The organism is Peribacillus sp. NPDC097675 (genome assembly GCF_050277655.1).
In the GTDB taxonomy this organism is placed as follows: Bacteria; Bacillota; Bacilli; order Bacillales; family DSM-1321; genus Peribacillus.
In genome coordinates this window covers 48,145-63,711 of sequence record NZ_JBNNSK010000010.1, presented here as the reverse complement: position 1 = coordinate 63,711, position 15,567 = coordinate 48,145, and the positions used below count along the sequence as shown (strand labels likewise).

Annotated in this window: 16 protein-coding genes; all 16 read right to left on the bottom strand. The window is 41.2% G+C overall.

From position 1 onward, the window contains the following. Positions 1 to 12: 12 nt before the first annotated feature. Positions 13 to 1,521, bottom strand: coding sequence for a F0F1 ATP synthase subunit alpha (gene atpA, locus ACQKL5_RS15475; protein ID WP_427609780.1), 1,509 nt, complete (start codon positions 1,519 to 1,521; stop codon positions 13 to 15). A gap of 24 nt (positions 1,522 to 1,545) precedes the next feature. Continuing rightward, positions 1,546 to 2,082, bottom strand: a complete 537-nt coding sequence (locus ACQKL5_RS15470) for a F0F1 ATP synthase subunit delta (protein ID WP_427609779.1) — start codon at positions 2,080 to 2,082, stop codon at positions 1,546 to 1,548. Further along, complete coding sequence (atpF, locus tag ACQKL5_RS15465; protein ID WP_427609778.1) at positions 2,079 to 2,600, bottom strand: F0F1 ATP synthase subunit B; 522 nt, start codon at positions 2,598 to 2,600, stop codon at positions 2,079 to 2,081. Before atpF ends, ACQKL5_RS15470 begins: the two co-directional genes overlap by 4 nt. A gap of 168 nt (positions 2,601 to 2,768) precedes the next feature. Then, complete coding sequence (atpE, locus tag ACQKL5_RS15460) at positions 2,769 to 2,993, bottom strand: F0F1 ATP synthase subunit C (protein ID WP_048685857.1); 225 nt, start codon at positions 2,991 to 2,993, stop codon at positions 2,769 to 2,771. Between the two features lie 63 nt (positions 2,994 to 3,056). Beyond that, positions 3,057 to 3,752, bottom strand: a complete 696-nt coding sequence (gene atpB, locus ACQKL5_RS15455; RefSeq protein WP_427609777.1) for a F0F1 ATP synthase subunit A — start codon at positions 3,750 to 3,752, stop codon at positions 3,057 to 3,059. Positions 3,753 to 3,774: 22 nt separating this feature from the next. Continuing rightward, the gene (locus tag ACQKL5_RS15450) at positions 3,775 to 4,143 is read right to left on the bottom strand and encodes an ATP synthase subunit I (RefSeq protein WP_402870330.1); all 369 of its coding nucleotides are present in this window, start codon (positions 4,141 to 4,143) and stop codon (positions 3,775 to 3,777) included. 477 nt (positions 4,144 to 4,620) lie between these two features. Then, positions 4,621 to 6,855: a S8 family serine peptidase gene (locus ACQKL5_RS15445; RefSeq protein ID WP_427609776.1), complete on the bottom strand. Its 2,235-nt coding sequence runs from the start codon at positions 6,853 to 6,855 to the stop codon at positions 4,621 to 4,623. Positions 6,856 to 6,940: 85 nt separating this feature from the next. Beyond that, the gene (gene wecB, locus ACQKL5_RS15440) at positions 6,941 to 8,080 is read right to left on the bottom strand and encodes a non-hydrolyzing UDP-N-acetylglucosamine 2-epimerase (protein WP_427609775.1); all 1,140 of its coding nucleotides are present in this window, start codon (positions 8,078 to 8,080) and stop codon (positions 6,941 to 6,943) included. Positions 8,081 to 8,101: 21 nt separating this feature from the next. After that, on the bottom strand, positions 8,102 to 8,731 hold the full coding sequence (gene upp / locus ACQKL5_RS15435) for a uracil phosphoribosyltransferase (RefSeq protein WP_427609774.1): 630 nt from the start codon (positions 8,729 to 8,731) through the stop codon (positions 8,102 to 8,104). A gap of 221 nt (positions 8,732 to 8,952) precedes the next feature. After that, positions 8,953 to 10,194, bottom strand: a complete 1,242-nt coding sequence (gene glyA, locus ACQKL5_RS15430) for a serine hydroxymethyltransferase (RefSeq protein WP_427609773.1) — start codon at positions 10,192 to 10,194, stop codon at positions 8,953 to 8,955. 340 nt (positions 10,195 to 10,534) lie between these two features. After that, on the bottom strand, positions 10,535 to 11,128 hold the full coding sequence (locus ACQKL5_RS15425; protein ID WP_427609772.1) for a TIGR01440 family protein: 594 nt from the start codon (positions 11,126 to 11,128) through the stop codon (positions 10,535 to 10,537). Between the two features lie 63 nt (positions 11,129 to 11,191). Next, positions 11,192 to 11,638 (bottom strand): ribose 5-phosphate isomerase B, encoded by a 447-nt coding sequence (gene rpiB, locus ACQKL5_RS15420; RefSeq protein ID WP_427609771.1) that lies wholly within the window; start codon positions 11,636 to 11,638, stop codon positions 11,192 to 11,194. 126 nt (positions 11,639 to 11,764) lie between these two features. Then, positions 11,765 to 13,054: a methyl-accepting chemotaxis protein gene (locus tag ACQKL5_RS15415; RefSeq protein WP_427609770.1), complete on the bottom strand. Its 1,290-nt coding sequence runs from the start codon at positions 13,052 to 13,054 to the stop codon at positions 11,765 to 11,767. Between the two features lie 19 nt (positions 13,055 to 13,073). Beyond that, the gene (locus tag ACQKL5_RS15410; RefSeq protein WP_427609769.1) at positions 13,074 to 13,517 is read right to left on the bottom strand and encodes a low molecular weight protein arginine phosphatase; all 444 of its coding nucleotides are present in this window, start codon (positions 13,515 to 13,517) and stop codon (positions 13,074 to 13,076) included. Between the two features lie 217 nt (positions 13,518 to 13,734). Further along, a complete protein-coding gene (locus tag ACQKL5_RS15405) occupies positions 13,735 to 14,301 on the bottom strand; it encodes a manganese efflux pump MntP family protein (protein ID WP_427609768.1) in 567 nt (188 codons plus the stop codon). A gap of 82 nt (positions 14,302 to 14,383) precedes the next feature. Then, entirely contained in the window at positions 14,384 to 15,433 is a 1,050-nt protein-coding gene (locus ACQKL5_RS15400) for an L-threonylcarbamoyladenylate synthase (RefSeq protein ID WP_427609767.1), read from the bottom strand. Between the last annotated feature and the right edge of the window lie 134 nt (positions 15,434 to 15,567).

Genomic DNA, 15,567 nt, shown 5'->3' with positions numbered 1-15,567 from the left:
AGTTAGACCTTATTATTCAGAAATAACGAAGTTCTTTTTGAATTCGTTAATTGCAGCAACCATAGCAGCGTCTTCAGGAAGACCTTTTGTTGTGCGAATGTGATCTAATAATTCTGGATGAGAACGATCTAGGAACACATAGTATTCTTCTTCGAAACGAAGGATATCCGAAACTGGAATATCATCTAGGAAGCCTTTTGTTAATGCGTAGAAAATCATAACTTGTTTTTCTACTTTAATTGGTTTGTTCAAGTCTTGTTTAAGAACTTCAACTGTACGAGCACCACGGTTAAGTTTAGCTTGAGTCGCAGCATCTAGGTCAGATCCGAATTGAGAGAATGCTTCTAATTCGCGGTAAGAAGCCAAGTCAAGACGTAATGTACCGGCAACTTTTTTCATCGCTTTGATTTGCGCAGATCCACCAACACGTGATACGGAAAGACCAGCGTTAATCGCAGGACGTACACCTGAGAAGAACAAATCAGATTGTAGGAAGATTTGTCCATCAGTGATGGAAATAACGTTTGTTGGAATGTATGCAGAAATATCGCCTGCTTGTGTTTCAACAAATGGAAGTGCAGTAATTGAACCAGCACCTAAAGTGTCATTCAATTTAGCAGCACGCTCAAGTAAACGAGAATGCAAGTAGAATACATCCCCTGGGAATGCTTCACGACCTGGAGGACGGCGAAGCAGCAAGGAAAGTTCACGGTATGCAGATGCTTGTTTAGAAAGATCATCATAAACCACTAGAACATGCTTGCCTGAGAACATGAATTCTTCAGCCATAGTTACACCAGCATAAGGAGCTAGGTATAATAGTGGAGCTGGTTGAGAAGCTGATGCAGATACCACGATTGTGTAATCTAAAGCACCATTCTTACGTAGTGTTTCAACTGTTCCACGAACTGTTGATTCTTTTTGACCGATAGCCACGTAGATACAGATCATGTCTTGGTCAGCTTGGTTCAAGATTGTATCGATTGCAACTGATGTTTTACCAGTTTGACGGTCACCGATGATTAACTCACGTTGTCCACGTCCGATTGGCACAAGAGCGTCAATTGCTTTAATTCCTGTTTGTAGTGGTTCATGAACTGATTTACGGTCCATAACACCTGTTGCAGGACTTTCGATTGGGCGAGTTTTTGTAGTAGCAATTGGGCCAAGACCATCAATAGGTTGTCCAAGTGGGTTTACAACACGTCCGATTAATTCTTCTCCAACTGGTACTTCCATGATTCTGCCTGTGCGACGCACTTCGCTGCCTTCTTGAATGTCTCTGAAAGGTCCAAGAATAACAACACCTACGTTATTTTGCTCAAGGTTTTGTGCTAATCCCATTGAACCATTAGAAAATTCTAAGAGCTCCCCAGACATTGCATTATCTAAACCATGAACGCGAGCGATACCATCACCAACAGTGATAACTGTACCTACATCGCTTACTTTAATTTCCGACTGATAGTTTTCAATCTGCTTTTTAATCAGCGCACTGATTTCTTCAGCTTTGATGCTCATGAATTTCACCCCTATCTGTGAATATTAACCTAATAGTTGTTTGCTTAGGCGATCAAGCTTACCGCTAATCGTTCCGTCATAAATACGGTTACCGATTTGAAGTTTGATGCCGCCAAGAATATTGCTATCCGTAACATTAGTAATGCGTAAATGTTTTTTGCCGATTTTTGCAGCAAAAGATGAAGACACTGCTTCCATTTCGTTTTCAGTTAATGGACGAACTGTATAGACAGTAGCATCCGCCACTGAATTTTCTTCATTTGCAAGTTCAATAAACTCTTTTGCCATGGCAGGTACTTCATCTGTACGATGACGTTCTACCATTAACAATACAGTGTTAAGAATGGATGGAGAAATGCTTGTAAATGCATTGATAATAACAGCACGTTTAGCATCTTTAGTCATTTTAGGATGAGCTAAAAACCCTAATAGCTCATTATCATTCGTAAAAACTTCATTTACTACGCGAAGTTCAGATTCAAGTTGGTTAATGAGGTTTTGCTCTTTTGCAATTTGGAAAAGGGCAACGGCATAACGTTTTGCTACTGTTATATCGCTCATTTCCCTTCTCCTGCCTCTTGAATGTATTCGTTAATCAATTGCTCTTGATCAGCTTCAGATAATTCTTTTTCAATTACTTTAGAAGCAATAAGTACGGATAGAGATGCCACTTGCTCGCGTAATGCATTGATGGCTTTTTCTTTTTCCTGTACGATTTCACGCTTAGCTGATTCTTTCACACGATCAGCTTCAAGACGTGCTTGTTTCACGATATCTTCACGCTGTGCTTCACCTTGAAGTTTTGCGTTTTCGATAAGTTGTCCAGCTTCCGTGCGAGATTGCTTAACGATCTCACGTTGTTCTTCTAAATATTTAAGTGCTTCTAGTCTGCTAGCTTCAGCTGCTTGAATTTCATTTGCAACATGTTCTTCACGTTGAGTCATGATGCCCATTAGAGGACCCCATGCAAATTTCTTCAGCAACGCTAACAAAATTATAAACATAACTAATTGGAATATCATATCTCCGCCATTGAAGCCGGCAGTTGATGACCCAAGTACAAAGCTGCTTGTTAACACGCTTGGTTCACTCCCTTCACGAGTTTCACTTCTTAAGCGTTCATTTATAAATGAACTTTTAGAAAACTGTGCTCTTAAAATGTATTAAAACAGGATTGTGGACATAAAGGAAAGGCGAAGGTTCACATGGAACGAACTTCGCCATTTTTGAACTTTTTAAAGGTTCTATTAACCACCATATACCATGAATGCGATAACTACTGCGATGATAGGCATTGCCTCAACTAAACCTACACCGATGAACATTGTTGTTTGAAGCATACCGCGAGCTTCTGGTTGACGAGCGATACCCTCTACTGTTCTTGAAACGATAAGACCATTACCAATACCTGCACCTAGTGCTGCTAAACCAATTGCGATTGCTGCTGCAAGAAGACCTACTGAACCTGTCATTATAAATATCCTCCTTAAAATTGTATCAAAATTTTATTATTTCAGTTCTAAATGAACTTATAATTAATGGTCGTCACTGACTTTATGAGACAGATAAACCATTGTTAACGTAACAAAGATAAATGCTTGGATACTGCCGACGAAAATACTATAGCCTTGCCATACTAATGTAGGAACGATTGCTCCAACAAATCCTAGGGCTCCATGCATGGCTAAAGTACCGGCTAGTAAGCTTAGTAAAACTTCACCAGCATAAATATTACCATATAGACGCAGACCAAGTGTCAAGGAATTGGTAAATTCCTCTACGAAAGTCATTGGGTTTTTATAAGCTTTGAAGTAACCCTTCGCGCCTTTCATTTTTATAGCATAGTAATGCGTTAAACCTAAGACCATGACCGCAAGAGTCAAAGTGATAACTGGGTCGGCTGTTGGTGATTTCCACCAAAGGACACCATCGTAACTAATTGCAAATGGAAGACCGAGCATATTGGACACAAATATGTACATCAGCAAAGTCATACCAAGCAGTTGAAACTGACCACCTGTTCTCCAGTCCATATTACTATTGATAATACCCTTAACGAAATCCATAATCCATTCCATGAAATTCTGCATGCCAGTTGGCTTCATTGCAAGCTTGCGTGTACTAATTACTGCAAGAATAAATACAACTAGGCTTGCTATCGTTATCATTAGGACATTACTTAAGTTAAAGGTTAGACCCATAAATTCATGTAAGGGTGCTTCATGATTCAACTATATTCACCTCTCTTCCCCGCTATCGACGTATTAATTGGATGAAAAAATCTATAAAAATGACAATATAAGCTGTCATTAATCCCCATACAACACTAATCAGATGAAAATGCTCCGGATATTCCAATGCAACGAGTACCGCAAAACCTGCGGATGCCATTCGTGTCAATGTACCAAGAGACTTGACTTTTTTGCCCTCATCAAGTGCTCGACTGAATTTCTTGATTTTTTGGTTAATCAGCCATAAATTATACAAACTCAAAATCGTACCCAGTATAAGCCCCGCAAACACGGCTTGGTAACTCGTAAGTCCCCATCCAACAACATAAACCGCCAGAAGATAAACTATATATTTACTCTGCCTGTTGAACATGATTTTTATTTCTGGCATTTTACATTTAATCTCCTGAGAAATATTTTCGTACTGAATGGAGCATTGCTTGTAAACTAACTAATGCTAGTCCACAAAGAAGGCCAATTATTAATTGCAGCGGTTCGAATCATAGTGTCCATACATCTCCCTAAGAAAGTGAAACGGATGACAAAAGATCCGACTAGTTGAGAAAGAATCGCTAACATCAAAGCAACAGCCATAGCCATAAAGGAAGGCGATTTTTTTGATGAAAAGTTGCATCCTCGCGGTTGAATTTGGTGGAGGATAGAAAAAAAATCCATGCTGTATAATTCTGCATGTCGGGCATTTGAAAACCCTCTCATTTTACATCCTTAGTTAGCATACAATAGGCTAGTTTCATTGTCAATGAGTGGTTAGTGAAATTTGTCACAGGTTTGTAAATATTACTGAATTGTTCACAGAATATCTTTTTTTAGCCATTGACATAGATTTTATTTTACATATCTCTATTGTTCACTCAATAAGTAACGTCTTTTCTATTCGATCTTCCCTCCCTCCCCTTCTTGCAAAGATAATGGCCTTATACATTCCATTGGGTGGCAAGTCCTTCTTCATAATGGTTTTTTTGGTTAATCCAGCCGCCGCTGGTCTGGACCAATCCAGAAATCCCGCAAACCTCAAACTATCTGCTTCATAAAGAGCAATTCCGAATTCCTCTGCCCCTCTAGGGAGATACATTTCATAACGGTACGTACTCGCTTGGTCTCCTTTCCCAAACTCGAATCCCATCACTCTAGGATAATTGGGTTCTTCTTTTACATATAGATAGGGGAGGGATATCTTTTTACTGCCTTCCATTATGGAAAGGTAACCGTCATACACTCCCTTATTAAGTTTTTTCGGACTTACTTGAAGCCCCACGTGAACTACTTTCTTATCACCAGGCTTTAGAATAAAGGACTGAGGTAAGTCCCATATGAGCCCCTTTTCTTGCAAAGGGACAACTAACGTATAACGCCTTCTGCTATTTCCTGTATTTTCAAGACTCAACGTTTGATGGTGCTCTTCGATTCCATCCCTTTTGGTGTACATCCCAAATGATAGGGAACTTGGATGTAAAACCGTGTCTGCTTTTAAAGCTTCATCAATTTGAATACGGCCTGCTCCTTGTTCATAAGTATGGTATAGCTGGTGACTAGATTTACTTAAGGGTTTGGAAGTACTCATCAACGCTGACTTTACTTGTTCCGGATTCCAGTCCGGATGTTTTTGTAAGATAAGGGCGCATGCTCCAGCCACGTGCGGGGCAGACATACTCGTTCCCGCTAGGATCATATATCCATTTGGGATTGTGCTATTAATGTCAACTCCCGGGGCAAGCACATCGGGTTTAATATTCCATGAAACGGTTACAGGTCCCCTTGAGCTAAAGTCAGCCAATCTATCCTGCTCCTTCTTAAAAGTAAAGTGGACCTTTTTTGATACATCTTCCACCAATTCATTTTTAAGACGCATCCCATCTTTTCTATTAATAGAAGCAACTGGAATCTTCGTCTCTTTCTCCAGGCTACCGGTAAAAGATCCATTTGTATTATTAAATATGATGACTCCCTTTGCCCCCGCCCTTTCAGCGTTGGTTACTTTTTCTTGAAAGGTGAGTAAACCGCGCTCCAACAATACGATTTTATCCTTCGCGTTCTTTATCTCATTTTCCTTTCCCAGTCCTCCATAGGTGATACCTTCCGAGAAAGTAAAGTTCCACCTAGATGATCCCTGCAACAAGGATAGGTTCGATTGATATTTACTGGCACCAAGCCCGTAAATCATTACAGGAATCTTCATGGGAGGAGTTGATGCCCCGACCGATATAGCTTTCTCCGAGGTTCCGGGTGATCCGACCGTCCAAACGGCAGGACCTGAATTACCGTTGGAAGTAACAGCAACGATTCCGGATTCCACTGCTTTGTTTAAGGCAAGGGAAATAGGTAGGTCTGGTCCATTGATATCATTGCCAAGGGATAGGTTCAACACATCGACTTGATCCTTTATCGCTGATTCGATGGCAGCCAAAACTTGTTCGGTATCCCCTGACCCCCCAGGTCCTAAAGCACGATAAGCATATATTTCAGCTTCCGGGGCCACTCCCCTCAATTTACCATTCGCTGCAATGATGCCAGCCACATGGGTTCCATGAATCGTATCCAAATCTCCCTGGTTTTTTGTTTCCATTGGGTCCGCATCGTCATCCACTAAATCCTTGCCACCCCTATATGCATGTTGTAGATCCGGATGGGTGTAATCGATGCCTGTATCAATAATTCCAACTTTTACTCCTTTTCCAGTAATCCTCCTATGCCTCTTATCAAAGATACTCCTAACACGGTCCCCACCAATATACGGAACACTTTCATCGATCACCGCATGGTAATTCGAGACTTCCGAGACTGCCTGTATATTTTTCTCCTTCCAAAGCCTTTCCACTTCAGCTCTGTCTCCTTGTACTGAAAATCCGTCAATGGCAGTCGAATAGATCTTTCGTAGTTTTAAAGACGGGTATTTTTCAAGTAACTTCAAGACCTTCCCTTTCCCTATCGGTTGATCCATCGTCACAACAACCGTCACTTTTTTAAAGTCAGCCGTGTTGGGCAGCGGGGGAAGGATGACAGATGAAAATCCTTTTTCAAGTGGGACGAGGAATGAAGATAAGAATATGAAAAAAGTTAAAATTATCGCTTTCAAAACACTCACACTCCTTAGCAATTATCTTTTTCTCAACTGTTGAGGAGTATGCAATAAAAAAGGAAAAGCCGTTAAGTTGGCTTTTCCTTTTTTATTATTCAAATCTTGTTGGCGGTTCATTTATTTGCTTGAAATAATAGCGGACCGCTTCAGCAATACGGACCGAAGCGTTTCCGTCACCATAGGGGTTAGAGGCCTTGGACATTTTTTGGTGTTCTTCAGGGTTATTCAACAGCTCATATGCCATGTGAACAATCGTCTGTTCGTCCGTTCCCGCAAGCTTCAAGGTACCTGCTTTGATTCCTTCCGGACGTTCAGTTGTATCACGCAATACAAGGACAGGAACTCCTAATGAAGGAGCTTCTTCTTGAATCCCACCTGAGTCTGTCAAAATCAAATAGGCCCTCGAAGCAAAATTGTGAAAGTCCAATACATCCAACGGTTCAATTAAATGGATACGAGGGTCATCACCGAGAATAGCATTTGCAAGTTCTTGAACAGCAGGATTCAAGTGAACTGGATAAACCACTTGAACATCCTCATGATCTGCAACGATTCTTTTTACAGCTCTGAAGATATTACGCATCGGTTCCCCCAGGTTTTCCCTGCGATGGGCCGTGAGTAAAATGAGCCTGTCGGTGCCCAACCCCGTTAATACCGGATGTGAATAGGTGGAGCGAACGGTCGTTTTCAAAGCATCCGTTGCCGTATTCCCAGTCACGAAGATATTATCTTTTTTGTTTTCGTTCATTAAGTTCTCTTCCGCTTTCGCAGTCGGCGCGAAATGTAGGTCGGCCATCGTACCCGTTAGTTGACGATTCATTTCTTCGGGATACGGGGAATATTTATTCCAAGTACGTAGCCCCGCTTCTACATGCCCGATGACGATTTGATTGTAAAAGGCGGCTAAACTCGCAACAAAGGTTGTCGTTGTATCACCATGTACAAGTACAATATCGGGCTTGGCTTCTTTCATTACGGAATCAAGCCCGCTTAAAGCTCTCGTCGTAATATCTGCAAGAGTTTGCCTTTCCTTCATAATATTCAAATCGTAATCAGGTTTTATGGAAAACAAGTCCAAGACTTGATCTAACATTTGTCGATGTTGTGCCGTTACAGCAACAATGGGTTTGAAAAATTCTGGGTGTTTTTGAAATTCGAGTACTAAGGGAGCCATTTTGACAGCTTCAGGCCTCGTTCCGAAAATTGTCATGACCTTGATCGGTTGTTTCATTCGTGACACCTCAGTTTCTTTCTATTTTGTGCCGAATAAACGATCTCCTGCGTCACCTAGACCTGGAACGATATATCCGTGATCATCCAATTTTTCATCAAGTCCTGCAATGTATATATCAACATCCGGATGCGCTTCTTTCAACGCCTCTACTCCTTCTGGAGCTGCAATGAGGCACATGAATTTGATATTGACTGCCCCACGTTTCTTAATGGAATGGATTGCTTCGATGGCTGAACCGCCTGTAGCTAACATCGGGTCAACGACAATGCATTCTCTTTCTGCCAAATCACTTGGCATTTTCACATAGTACTCAACCGGTTGCAGTGTTTCAGGGTCACGGTACAGACCAACATGTCCTACTTTTGCAGCTGGTATCAATTTAATGATTCCATCAACCATTCCTATACCTGCACGTAGAATGGGAACGATGCCCACTTTCTTACCGGATAGCATCTTCACTTTAGCCTTGCTGACTGGCGTTTGGATTTCCACTTCTTCAAGTTGCATATCTCTAGTGATTTCAAATGCCATTAATGATGCCACTTCATCTACTAATTCACGGAATTCTTTGGTACCAGTATTTATATCGCGGATATAAGCTAATTTGTGTTGAATTAACGGGTGATCAAAAACATAAACTTTTCCCACTTTTCATCTCTCCAATTCCAGTGTTTATTTCTCTACATGTAAGGTCTTTTTATGCCCTATAAATTTCACTTCTACTCATTCTACAGAAAAAAGATTCAATCTTCAATAAAGGTTTAGATGTCAGACTTATTTTTAATATTAAGATTGTTCAGTATTCTACATTTGATTTACCTTGTGTTCACCTTAAAAAAAACCGCTCCTAAAAGGAAGCGGTGCAATTCTTAGAATGAAGGATACAAATTGAACTTACTTGTTAAAGCTTCAACACGTTGTTTCGCTTCTTCAAGTTTCGCTTCATCTTCATTATTTTTCAATACAAGACCAATGATCGCCGCAATTTCATCCATCTCTTCTAAAACGAAGCCACGAGAGGTCACTGCTGCTGTTCCAATACGGATACCACTTGTTACGAATGGTTTTTCCGGATCATATGGGATTGCATTTTTATTAACGGTGATTCCGATTTCATCCAATGCTTTTTCTGCAATTTTTCCTGTCAGTCCTGTAGAGCGAACATCAAGCAATATCAAATGGTTGTCTGTGCCGTCTGAGACAAGAGTAAATCCTTCTTTCTTTAGGCCTTCACCCAAACGTTTAGCATTATCGATAATTTGTTGAGCATACCCTTTAAAATCATCTTGAAGGACTTCACCGAACGCGACTGCCTTAGCTGCAATAACATGCATCAATGGTCCACCTTGAATACCTGGGAAGATTGATTTATCGATTTTTTTGCCGAACTCTTCTTTACATATGATCATGCCGCCACGTGGCCCGCGAAGTGTCTTGTGAGTAGTTGTCGTTACGAAATCAGCATAAGGCACTGGACTTGGATGCAAACCTACAGCTACTAAACCTGCAATATGCGCCATGTCGACCATTAAATATGCCCCAACTTCATCCGCAATTTCACGGAATCGTTTAAAATCAATTTCCCGCGGATAGGCACTAGCGCCCGCGACGATCAATTTTGGTTTATGCTGACGAGCTTTTTCCAATACATCATTATAATCAATGCGGTGATCTTTTTCATCTACCCCATATTCAACAAAATTGTAGTTAACTCCACTAAAGTTAACCGGACTTCCATGCGTCAAATGTCCGCCATGGGAAAGATTCATTCCAAGCACTGTATCGCCTGTTTGAAGAACAGTAAAGTAAACAGCCATATTCGCTTGAGCACCTGAGTGAGGTTGGACATTCACATACTCGCCACCAAATATTTCCTTGGCGCGGTCGCGTGCTAAATCTTCTACGATATCGACATATTCGCAGCCGCCATAATAGCGTTTGCCAGGATATCCTTCTGCATATTTATTGGTTAGAACAGATCCTTGAGCTTCCATGACAGCTTCACTTACGAAGTTCTCAGAGGCAATAAGCTCGATCTTGCTTCTTTGTCGCCCTAATTCCAGTTGGATTGCGTTAAATACTTGTTCATCTTGTTTCGCTAAACGATTCATTCCGTAATTCCTCCTCCATGTGTGCGGATATTCGCTTTTTCCATTATGTACAACATGCCCTCAAAAAGACATGAAAAAGCCTCGGCTAGAATTGTTTGAAAATTCTACTCTATTTTAACATGCCTATTTTAGAAGTGGTAGCTTATTTTAATCGAATATTATTCCAATTGCATTTATATAACGTTCGTGTTTTAATAGATATTTTCGAAAAATCTATCTTTTCAGTTAAGTTAATCATTAAAAAACTTTATCATTAGAATGATTAGCATATAACACGAACTTTATTTCTCTCATCATTAAAAACAGCATCCCCAATTAGGCATGCTGTTGTTCTTTTCTATTACGTACAGCTTTTGTTTTCAGAAGCATTGTGATATACGGCACGTTCTCCGCCAATCAGTTTCGGGCGAGTTTTTGCCAAAGTCACATGTGCATGGCCTATTTCTTTAATCGACGTTCTAACAGGAACAGCGACGTGCTTCAGGTGCATGCCAATAAAGGTATCACCAATATCAATTCCTGCATCAGCCTTGATATGCTCGACAACAACGGCATCATCCCATTGCCCAAAGGCATAGGTGGCCATCGATCCCCCTGCTGTTCTTACAGGGATAACCGCCACTTCTTCGTAGCCTCGGGAATCCGCCGATACCCTAGGAAGGACTAGGGCCCTATTCAAGTGTTCACAACATTGATATGCAACCTGGACTCCCGTTTCTTCTTGAAATTCCTTCACTACGGTAAAAATCATCCCCGCCACATCAAGTGTACCCTCGGTGCCTATTCGTTTTCCGACCACTTCACTTGTAGAGCAGCCAATGACTAATAGTTGTTGCTTCTTTAAAACGGCTGTTTTCTGGAATTCCTGTAACAGTTTTCGAAACTGTGTTTTCCAAACCTCGAGCTCTTCTGAAAACAAAGCATCACTTGTCATGAAAAACGCATCCTTTCATCATGGATACCTCGCAAGATGGTTCTTAACGAACGTTGACCGGTATTAGCTATCTTTTCCTTCATACTCTGTAATCTTACTAATTCGGTTTTCGTGTCGGCCACCCTCAAATTCAGATGTTAACCATGTTTCGGCGATTTCCCTAGCAAGTCCCGGACCGATGACGCGTTCCCCCATCGCCAGAACGTTACTGTTATTATGCTGGCGGGTCAATTTTGCACTATACACATCATGAACCAGTGCGCATCGTATCCCTTTAACTTTATTGGCGGCAATGCTCATTCCAATGCCAGTACCACAAATTAAGATTCCACAATCAAACTCACCTTTAGCCACTTTTTCGGCAACAGGCAAGGCATAGTCCGGATAATCCACGGATGTAGTGCAGTCACAGCCAAAATCTTCAAATTGTATATTCAACTCATTCATTAGGTTCTTTATTTCTTCACGGATATGGATTCCTCCATGATCTGATGCGATGGCAACTTTCATAATAAAGTCCTCCTAGATGTTCTTATTTATTTTATTGTGTCACAAAATTATGAAAAGATAAAGTGAAGCTGGTCACCTATATGCAAAACAGGAAATCAGCGAATGATTTCCTGTTTCTAAATAATCTTACGTATGAAAACGAGTGATGGTCTGCTTTAGTTTGTCCGCTTGCTCTTTAAGCTCCATGGCCAATTTATCTACGTTCTCCATCACTGAGGCCTGTTCATGGGTAGCAGCCGTTACTTCTTCCGCTCCAGCAGATGTTTCTTCTGCAATGGCAGCCACTTCCTGCGACTGCCTTGATGTTTCCTCGACATTTTCCATTTGACGGTTGACAAGCTCGGTTATATCTTTGACAGCCACGACAACATTATGCACCGTTTTGGTCATGCCTTCGATTGCTACGTCTGTATCAGTCCCTTTTTGTGCCTCTTTATTTGCCGAAGCAACCTGATCAGTGATTTGTTTCACAACCGCCTGAACTTCAACTTGAATATCTTTTATCAGGCTTGAAATTCCTTGTACAGCTTTTGCGCTCTCATCCGCCAAGAGACGGACTTCCTCCGCCACAACCGCAAATCCTTTTCCATGTTCTCCGGCACGGGCCGCCTCAATGGAAGCATTCAACGCTAAAAGGTTGGTTTGGGCAGCTATATCACCGACAAGTTCAATGATTTGCTCCACTTTTTTCGCATTTCCCTCTAAACGCTTGACCGTTTTGAGAGATTGGTGGTTTTCTTGAGCCAGTTGTTTTATCCCAGAAACCAGGGAATTGATGACTTCCTTACTCTGTAACAGTTCTTCAGCCATTTTACTAGAAAGTCCAACGGAGGCCTTCGCTTTAGTTTGAACCTGTTGTGCGATCAAGATGACTTCATCGATGGATTCTGCGGTATTCATGATGGAAACAGCCGAGCTATCTGCACCTTTGGATATTTCTTCAATCGTTCTTGCAATGTTTTCAGCCTGTTCCGAAGCTCTCGAAGACTCTTGGGAAATATGAATGACTTTATTATTGGTCTCTTGAAAATTCCCTTCAATGCTTTGTACCATTTCCCGCAGGTTAAACAGCATTAAGTTAAAGGCCGTTCCCAAAGAACGGATCTCATCATCCGTCTTCGAAAGTTCCACTTCTTCATTTATACTTCCCTGCGCTGCACTCAAAGCAACTTTTTCCAGCCTTTGTAGGGGTTTAGTAATCACACCGGCTGCAAAAAAGGCAAGAAGACCTGACCACATTATGCCTAGTAACAAAGTAGCAATGCTAAAACTTATCGAACTGATATTTTTGAAAAACATTGGATGAACAATGAAAATGAAAAATGCCGAGGTTGAATAAGTGATTAAAGCAAGGACTGTAATGAAGACAACTAATTTCTTCCGTAAACCAAACTTATAATGTGTTCTTTCCGCCATTCCTTTTCCCCCTGTCGACTCACTCTTTAAGCCGTTTAACCAATTCTATAATTAATCCATGGAGCTCCATGAATGTTTCCCTATACAGCTCTTCCGGACCTCCAAATGGATCCATTATGTCTCTATCATATTTATCGTCCTGAACAAATTCTTTTAAAGTAAAAGTTTTATGTTCTATAGCAGGGAACGTATTTAGAATGATTGATTTATGGCCTTCCGTCATCGTAAAAATATATGTGGCCCAATCTATATCCTGCTTGGATAACAGTGTTGAGCGGTGTTGATTCCACATGTCATTCTCTTCCAACACTCTTTTGGCATTCATAGAAGCGTCCTGGCCAGATGAAGCATATACGCCTGCTGACCTTACTTCGATACCTGATATGTTCTTGCTTTTTAAAATGGCTTCTGCCATAGGGCTTCTGCACGTGTTGCCGGTACATACGAATAATACTCGGATCATAAGTAACGCCTCCTTTTTTATTCATTATAAGGCATACATCCATTTTGGATAGTCCGTCTAATAACCTACTCTTAATTAAAATAACATAAAAATTACCACAAATGCGAATAAAATATGGCAAAATCGTAAATCCTTTGACCTATGTAGATAACAAATAAAAAACCGCTCCGGTATTTCGGAACAGTTTGAGGGTGAAAAGATAGGAAATGAATATTATCTAAAAGGAGAATAGCAGCTTTAGGCCAAATGCACATAGAATACTACCCCCAAGAATTTCACTGTACACTCCAAGCAAACCCTGCATTTTTCTCCCAAGCAGAAGTCCCGCCCACGTTAAAAGAGTGGCGGCCACCCCAAAGCATAAAATGGTCAAAATCGTTTTTGCCCCATAAATCCCCAGTGTTAATCCCACCGAAAAGCTATCAAGGCTCACTCCTAATGCAAAAATTAACAACCCTTTTCCAACCGGCGCAAGCATCTTGCTTTCTCTAGATCCCGATTCACCCACCTTTCCAGGTAGGAACATCTGGATGCCAAGAATAATTAACAGAAGACCGCCTGCATATGTAGCAAAAGTTCCAAATTTATCAGATATAAAACGACCCGCTCCCATTCCAAGCAGGGGCATCCAAACATGAAAAAAGCCTACTGTCAGCCCAATGAAGAATATTTGCTTCATCCTTAGCTTGAACATGCCCATTCCAAGTCCGACTGAAAAAGCGTCCATCCCTAATGCAAAAGCCATGAGCAATAAGGTGATTATTTCTCCAGCAACCGTATCCATTCCAACCCCCCTCGGACGTGCCTACTACATGTTATGCATGTCCGAAAAGAATTAGAAGATAAATATCCAACGTGTTTGGTCCTTATAGGTCTCCCTCAATGGTTTGATGACCTGCAGCTTTAACTAGCCTGTTCATAACAGCGACTCCAATACCCGATTCCGGAAACATTTCACTAAAGATGATATCCGCATCTAGTGCATCGAACTGTCTTAACGTATCATACAACCCTGCTGCTACCGTGTGTAAATCAGCCAATGATCCAGGCGCTATGACATAGTCCGCTTCATATTCATGCTGATGCTCAGTAGAACTAATTACACCGACTTTTAGTCCATCGCTCCTTTTTTCATTCACAAGTTTTTGTAGAAAGGCTTGATTTCCTTTCACCAAAAAAAGAGGCGCTTTCGGTGCGTAGTGTGTATATTTCATGCCCGGAGCTTTTGGGGCCGCGTCTTTATGTTTCAAAGCAACATCTTGCTTAACCGTACCAATGACCGCTTCGATTTGTTCGAAAGTCACCCCGCCGGGTCTTAGTATTACAGGGACATCCACTGTACAGTCTAGCACAGTAGATTCAACTCCTACCCCGGTTACCCCACCGTCCACAATACCGGCAATTCGACCGACTAAGTCATCCTCGACATGCTTAGCGGAAGTCGGGCTCGGTTTCCCCGAGGTATTCGCACTTGGTGCAGCTATGGGCAAACCGCTCGCCTTAATAAGACTAAGAGCAATAGGATGATTCGGCATCCTTACCGCAACTGTATCTAAGCCAGCTGTCACTATGTTTGACAACTGTCCTGGTTTTCTTTTCATGATCAAGGTCAACGGACCCGGCCAAAATTCAGCCATCAGTTTCCATGCTTTCTTCGGAATCTCTTCAACTATCTCTATTAATTGTTCTTTAGAAGCTATATGAACGATCAATGGGTTATCACTTGGTCGCCCCTTCGCTTCAAACACTTTTTTAACTGCCTCATCGCTTTTTGCATTAGCTCCCAACCCGTAAACGGTTTCAGTAGGAAAGGCAACCACTTGATTGGCCCCTAATAATTCGGCAGATTCTATGATCTGGGGATAACTTTGTAAATTATCCACATTTTTATCCACTAACCAAACTTTCGTTTCCATTATTAACACCTTCGCTTTTTTACTTTTCTAATTTTAGGTAATTGCTTTAATATGAACGTTTTTAAGCCTTATTATCTGTTTTATTCTCAAAAGATACTTTGAAAGTATAAAAGAAGTATACACATTATTCAAGT

Excerpts from the sequence above, each read along its gene's own strand:
- ACQKL5_RS15400 (WP_427609767.1), bottom strand. The coding sequence starts at position 15,433 with ATGGAAACGAAAGTTTGGTTAGTGGATAAAAATGTGGATAATTTACAA.
- ACQKL5_RS15425 (WP_427609772.1), bottom strand. The coding sequence starts at position 11,128 with ATGACAAGTGATGCTTTGTTTTCAGAAGAGCTCGAGGTTTGGAAAACA.
- atpE (WP_048685857.1), bottom strand. The coding sequence starts at position 2,993 with ATGACAGGTTCAGTAGGTCTTCTTGCAGCAGCAATCGCAATTGGTTTA.
- ACQKL5_RS15405 (WP_427609768.1), bottom strand. The coding sequence starts at position 14,301 with ATGGATACGGTTGCTGGAGAAATAATCACCTTATTGCTCATGGCTTTT.
- ACQKL5_RS15415 (WP_427609770.1), bottom strand. The coding sequence starts at position 13,054 with ATGGCGGAAAGAACACATTATAAGTTTGGTTTACGGAAGAAATTAGTT.
- ACQKL5_RS15410 (WP_427609769.1), bottom strand. The coding sequence starts at position 13,517 with ATGATCCGAGTATTATTCGTATGTACCGGCAACACGTGCAGAAGCCCT.
- ACQKL5_RS15470 (WP_427609779.1), bottom strand. The coding sequence starts at position 2,082 with ATGAGCGATATAACAGTAGCAAAACGTTATGCCGTTGCCCTTTTCCAA.
- ACQKL5_RS15450 (WP_402870330.1), bottom strand. The coding sequence starts at position 4,143 with ATGCCAGAAATAAAAATCATGTTCAACAGGCAGAGTAAATATATAGTT.
- rpiB (WP_427609771.1), bottom strand. The coding sequence starts at position 11,638 with ATGAAAGTTGCCATCGCATCAGATCATGGAGGAATCCATATCCGTGAA.
- wecB (WP_427609775.1), bottom strand. The coding sequence starts at position 8,080 with ATGAAACAACCGATCAAGGTCATGACAATTTTCGGAACGAGGCCTGAA.
- atpA (WP_427609780.1), bottom strand. The coding sequence starts at position 1,521 with ATGAGCATCAAAGCTGAAGAAATCAGTGCGCTGATTAAAAAGCAGATT.
- glyA (WP_427609773.1), bottom strand. The coding sequence starts at position 10,194 with ATGAATCGTTTAGCGAAACAAGATGAACAAGTATTTAACGCAATCCAA.